Source organism: Parafrankia sp. EUN1f (assembly GCF_000177675.1).
In the GTDB taxonomy this organism is placed as follows: domain Bacteria; phylum Actinomycetota; class Actinomycetes; order Frankiales; family Frankiaceae; genus Parafrankia.
The window spans coordinates 1-6,110 of the sequence record NZ_ADGX01000272.1 but is presented as its reverse complement, the minus strand read 5'-3'; the positions used below and the strand labels follow the sequence as shown (position 1 = coordinate 6,110).

The following is a 6,110-nucleotide window of genomic DNA, read 5'->3' as shown; positions in this document are numbered from 1 at the left end:
CGTCGTCGGAGGCGGAGAGGAGATCCGGCTCCTGCTCGGCGGGACGGACGATCCTGAGGTCTACGTCGCGGTGGAATCGGACGCCGACGGCCAGGAACTTGCCCGCGTGGGCGTCGGTACTTCCCATGAGACCTATGAGGAAGTAGTCCTCGACCTCCCCGGGCACAGCGGGAAGACGGTCCGTCTCCGGCTTGTCGATAACTCAACGACCGGACACCTCAACGTCGACGACGTCAGGAATCTGACCGATGGCGCGGTGAACTCGTCCTTCGACGGAGGCTCCGGAACGTCGGCACACGATAGAGGCTCGGTCGACAACATCGCCTACGTCATCGACCACGCGGCTGGGCAAAGGTCGACCGAAACATCGACCAGACCCTGCGAGAGCAGCACCGGCGGCGCGCCCCAGAGCACAACCCTCTGACGACATCCCCGCGACACGGCGAAAGGTGATTCCAATGGTGGAAGACCGAGGCCCACGACCGACCCACGACCTGCCCCGGCTAGGCCGGCGGACCTTCCTGCAGGGCGCAGCCGTGACTGGCGCCATGGTCGCGACGGGCGCGCTCTTCCGCCCCGCGCGGGCCGCCACCGGTGACCCTGTCCTGCGGCTGTCGTACGAACAGCCGAACGGCTCGGCGACGATCCTCGACGAGATCAGCCAGGCGACCTTCGACGTCCACGTCACCAACAACCCGGCCGAGCGAGTGCCGGGCGTGCATGGCAGTGCCTTACGCACCGACGGTTTCTCGACCTGGGCGACTGGCCAGTTCACCGCGCCGCTCACGTCGCAGATGACGGTCCAGACGTGGATCGCACTCGAAAGCTATCCCTCGGATAGCGAGCGGCCGTATGACGACCTCACCCCATCATCGATCATCTACCAGAGGTCCGACAACGCAGGGTTTGACATCGCCATCAACACGTACGGCGAGTGGTGGTTCACGGCGCACGTCGGCGGGCAGTGGCGCACGGTCAAGGCGCCGTGGCTGTTCCCGCTGTATGAGTGGGTGCAGATCGCCGCCGTCGTCGACGGCGAGGCTCGGGAACTGCGGCTGCACCTGGATGATGTCGCCGGGCCGAAGGTGGCTAGGGTCGCTATCCCGGCCGGGACACTGTTCGAGCAGGCCGCCAGTGCACCGTTGGTGATCGGCAAGGCCAGCAAGGACCTCACGACCGGCGTCTTTCTCATCAACGCGCTCAACGCGGCGTACGACGACACGCGGATCTACGCCGTCGCGCGCAGTGCCGCCACGCTCACGGCCGAGTACGCCGCTGGGATCGCCGGTGCGAGCCCGGCGCAGGACGTCGCACTCCAGGTGACCGATTTACGGTTCGCGGACGACATCCTCCGGCCGCGGTACCACGCGATGCCTCCGGCCAACTGGACCAACGAGCCGCATGGCCTGGTCAGGCACGACTGTAAATACCACATGTTCTACCAGCGCACACCGAATGGCCCGTTCAAGTGGCAGATGCACTGGGGCCACATGACCAGCACGGACCTGGTGCACTGGACAAACCTGCCCGACGCGCTGCACCCGGAGCTGAACGACCGTGAGGCGAGGCTGGGGGCAATCGCTGGGAACGGCCTGACGGCACAAGGATCAAAGGGCATCTGGTCCGGCGACGTCGTGTCGGTGGGCGGCACCGCGCATGCGTTCTTCACCACGGTGAACTTCGGCGGCCCCTTCGACCCAGGTATCGCGCGCGCGTCCAGCACCGACCCTGGCCTGGTGAGCTGGACAAAGGCGGAGGCCGGGCTCATCGACAAGAACGCCCCGGCGCACGTCGCCGACTTCCGGGACCCGTACCTCTGGCAGGAGGGCAACACCTGGCACATGATCATCGGTGCGGCGACCGACTCCGGCGGGGCCGTGGAGCACTACACGGCCCAGGATATCCAGGGGCAGTGGACGCGGGCGGCCAGACCGTTCTCCACGATCCCGTTCGGGTCGATGGACATCGGCTCGGCGATCTGGGAGATGCCGGTCTTCGAGAAGATCGGTACTCACGGAGGGCAGGACAAGTACGTCCTCATCGTCAGCCCGATCGGGAGGTCCGTGTCCAAGCTCACCGAGCCCTACACGCGATCCGTCTACTGGACGGGGACGTGGGACGGCAGCCAGTTCACCCCCGACTACACGCAGCCGAAGCCCCTCGACGTGATCCACGGCCACCTTTCGCCGACGGTCGCGCGCGGTCCGAACGGGAACCCCGTGGCCATCGGCATCGTCGACGAGCGTTCCAGTTCACGGATGCAGCTCGACCTGGGCTGGGCGCACACGTTCAGCGTGCCCCGCGAGTGGCGCCTGCTCGACGACGGCCACACCCTCGGTCAGCGGGCCCTCGCCCAGCTCACGACGCTGCGGGCCGGATCGCCGCAGACGGAGTCCGACGTTGTCGTGACCGGGGTGCACATCCTCGCCGCGTCGGGCAACCAGGTGGAGATTGTTGCCCAGATTGACCCGGGCGCCACCGGCACACGGTACGGCCTGTACATCGGCACTTCGCCCGACGGCGCGGAAATCACAAAAATCTACTACGAAGACGGCCACCTAGTGATCGACAAGACCCGCTCGAGCCACAACTTCGAGAACGAGGAGGCCGTGCTGCTACGCGGCACCTACGACGTGGCCGCCTTCGGCAAGCCCCGGACGTTCCACATCTTCATCGACCACTCTGTGATCGACGTGTTCATCAACGACGCCGCGGCGTTCTCGAACCGGATCTACCCCACGAGCCGGAGAGCTGACGGTGCGGCAGCGAGCACCGGTCTGGCGCTGTATTCGGAAGGCGGCGCGACCCGCTTCACGCACGTCGACGTCTGGCAGCTCCAATCCGCCGGGCCGGAGTCGACGACGCATTCCTGACCTGACACACCGGCGGCCGGCCATGCCGGGCCGGCCGCCGGCCCCTCCACCTCTCATGGCATATCAAGGGGATACTCGACATGTCTTCATTGGTACGATGACGCGAACGCGTCCCGCCCATTGTGAGGATCAGCGCGGTCCTTGCTTTGACCGGTGGCACAAGCTGCTGCACCACCCACGATCGACAACCCCAGCTTTGAAGTGCCGCGTTCCTTCCGGACAAGGGCCCCTACTAGAACAGGGGTAGTACGGAAGGGGAAAATAGTTGACGCAGAAGCACAGGAAGTTTTCACGAGCTCAAATACGAAGCTGTGAGGATGGCGATCGAGGCATCCCGTCCGATCGCCGACGCGCGCGTGAGCTCAACATACTCGAGTACCAGCTGAGCTCCGCACCTTCGCCGTCGCACGCCGCCAAGCGGAGTTCGCACTCCGTCATGGGTACGGAGCGTGACGAATTGTCGTCGGCAATGACCCGTTGACATAATGACACCGGCGTCCTAGCTTAATTTGAATTGCCAAGGTCCCCATTCCTGGCGGCTCCGTTCACTCGGATCGTCCGGCACGTTCCTGCCGGTGAAAGGTGTGCAACAATGCCAACTGTCGAATTCGCCAAGGCGACGAGGAACTATCCCGGCGGGTCGTTATCTGCTGTGGACACGCTGGATCTCCAGATCGCCGACGGGGAGTTCCTCGTCCTCGTGGGCCCGTCCGGGTGCGGGAAGTCCACCTCGCTGAGAATGCTCGCCGGGCTGGAGCCGGTGGACTCCGGCCGGATCTGGATCGGTGATCGTGACGTCACCGATCTCCCGCCGAAGAGCCGGGACATCGCCATGGTGTTCCAGAACTACGCGCTGTATCCGCACATGGACGTGGCCGAGAACATGGGCTTCGGGCTGAAGATCGCCGGTGTCTCCAAGGAGGAGCGCCGGCGGCGGATCGCCGAGGCCGCGAAGCTGTTGGACCTCGAGCCCTACCTCGACCGGAAGCCGAAGGCGCTCTCCGGCGGGCAGCGTCAGCGCGTCGCCATGGGTCGGGCCATCGTCCGGGAGCCGCAGGTGTTTCTCATGGACGAGCCGCTGTCCAACCTCGACGCCCAGCTGCGGGTGTCCACCCGGACCCAGATCGCCTCCCTGCAGCGGCGTCTCGGGATCACCACGGTCTACGTCACCCATGACCAGGTCGAGGCCATGACCATGGGCGACCGGGTGGCCGTCCTGAAGGATGGCCGCCTGTGTCAGGTCGATACCCCGCTCGCCCTGTACGAGCGGCCCGCCAACGTCTTCGTCGCCGGCTTCATCGGCTCGCCCGCGATGACTGTCACCGAGGTGCCGCTGCGGGACGGCGGTGCGCGGATTGGCGAGGCGGTGGTCCCGCTTCCGCGGAAGACCGTGCAGGCCGCGGCGGACGAGGGCTCCACCACGGTGACGCTGGGCTTCCGTCCCGAAGGACTGGACGTCTGCGGTGACGGCGAGGGGTTCGCCGTGACGGTCGACCTCGTCGAGGAGCTCGGCGCCGACGCGTACCTCTACGGGACGATGATCGTAACCGAAGAGGGCCAGCGGAACGAAGGCACGCGGAACACGTCCGTCATCGCACGGGTCGCTCCTCGAAACGTGCCCCGGAGAGGTGAGAAAGTCCGGCTGCGCCTACGCGAAGGAGCGCTTCACGTGTTCTCCACGAAGACTGGACAGCGGCTTTTGGGCTGAGCCCCTTGTCGGTGCATTCCCGGTACGTCCCATGGCGGTTTTCCTTCGTGGGACGTACCGGTCCACTCCCGGAGTATTTAGCTGGTGGCGGGCATCCAGGGCCCGGGCGGTTATGCGCCGCAGCCGCAGAGGTGCGGCGCTCTCGCGTGGCGTGGTCGCCCTGCAGGCGGCACCACTGGGGCGAGCCGCGTGACGATCCGGACTTGTCTGGGCCGGCGTGGCGTCCGCCTTGTCGGGGCCTGAGCAGGCCTCGTCGTCGAGGCGGCCGTCAGGGGTCGGGGTACGGCTGCAGGTCTCGAGTGGGATGCGGTGTGCGTGGCCGCGTGTGGTCTGCGGTGTCGTGGCAGTGGACGGTTGATGCACGTGCTGCATGGATGTGATTTGTGCATCTGAGGTGCCTGGATGATGGGCGGAAGGCCAGATAGAAGGGCTGTCGGGGCTGTGGCGCGTCAGCTACGCGGCGGGTGGGGCGTGGGACCGCGTCAGGTTTTTGCGGGTGTTTCCGCCGGCCGCTGGTCGGCAGATGCTCCCGGTCGGGGACGTTCGGCGGGCCGAGCCAGCCCGCCGGCGTGAGGGGATCCGCTGTTGTGGGGAAGGGACCGTCTGTGACGTCTGGATCAAGGAGGGCTATGCGGCGCCAGGATTCGTGGCGGACCGGGGCGGGGCACGGTGAGGATACGGCCCGCTGTTGCGATGCCGAGGATCTGCTGGATTCTCTGAGCGAGGTGGTGTTCCGGACTGATGCCGAGGGCCGTTGGACCTATCTGAACCGGGCGTGGACGACCCTGACCGGTTTCGACATCGCCACCAGCCTGCGAGCCCGGTTCCTGGACTATGTCCACCCTGACGAGGTCGAATACACCGCCACGCTGTTCATGAGCGCAGTCGCGGGTGGTGCCGACCACTGTCACCACGAGACCCGTTATCGGACCCGGGACGGAAGCTACCGCCGGGTCCAGATCAGAGCCACCGTCGTGCGGGACACGGCCGGCGCGGTGGTCGGCAACATCGGGACGATCCTGGACGTCACTGCCGCCCGCCGCGACGAGAAGACCATCGGGGAGCACGCCGCGCTGCTGGAACTGGTGTCTGCCGGGGTACCCGCAGGCGAGCTGCCGGTAGGGGTGGCGGTCTATGACGCCGACCTGCGGCTGTGGCGTGGTTCACCGGTCATCGACGAGATCGCCGGTGTGCCCCAGCTCGTCGGAGACCGTCTCGCTCAGCTGACGGAGCGGCTGTCGCCGGCTGGCTCGCACCAGCGCTCGCTGGACGGCGAATGGGGGATGATCGCGGCCGCGTTGCGCACCCACCACACCCAGGTCGGCGATCTTGACCTGAGGGGAGAGCACGGTCTCGCCCGGTCGATGCGGATCACGGTGATCCCTTGGCTGCGGGGTGGTGAGGAGATGCTCGCGCTCGTCTTCACCGACATCAGCGACCTGCGCCGGGCCGAGAGAGAAGCACGCACGCTCTGCCAGCGGGCAGAGCGGGGCCGGGCCTGGCTGGCGGCCAGCGCCGAGATCACGACC

4 protein-coding genes are annotated in these 6,110 nt (G+C 66.6%); all 4 read left to right on the top strand.

The genetic code is table 11. The features are described from left to right. A partial coding sequence (locus tag FREUN1FDRAFT_RS37530; RefSeq protein WP_006545659.1) for a hypothetical protein occupies nucleotides 1-424 on the top strand: 424 nt, incomplete at its 5' end. 34 nt (nucleotides 425-458) lie between these two features. Continuing rightward, a complete protein-coding gene (locus FREUN1FDRAFT_RS37525) occupies nucleotides 459-2,873 on the top strand; it encodes a GH32 C-terminal domain-containing protein (RefSeq protein ID WP_006545658.1) in 2,415 nt (804 codons plus the stop codon). A gap of 592 nt (nucleotides 2,874-3,465) precedes the next feature. Beyond that, complete coding sequence (locus FREUN1FDRAFT_RS37520; protein WP_006545657.1) at nucleotides 3,466-4,581, top strand: ABC transporter ATP-binding protein; 1,116 nt, start codon at nucleotides 3,466-3,468, stop codon at nucleotides 4,579-4,581. Nucleotides 4,582-5,210: 629 nt separating this feature from the next. Beyond that, nucleotides 5,211-6,110, top strand: a 900-nt coding sequence (locus FREUN1FDRAFT_RS37515) for a PAS domain-containing protein (protein ID WP_006545656.1), incomplete at its 3' end; no start/stop codon positions are given.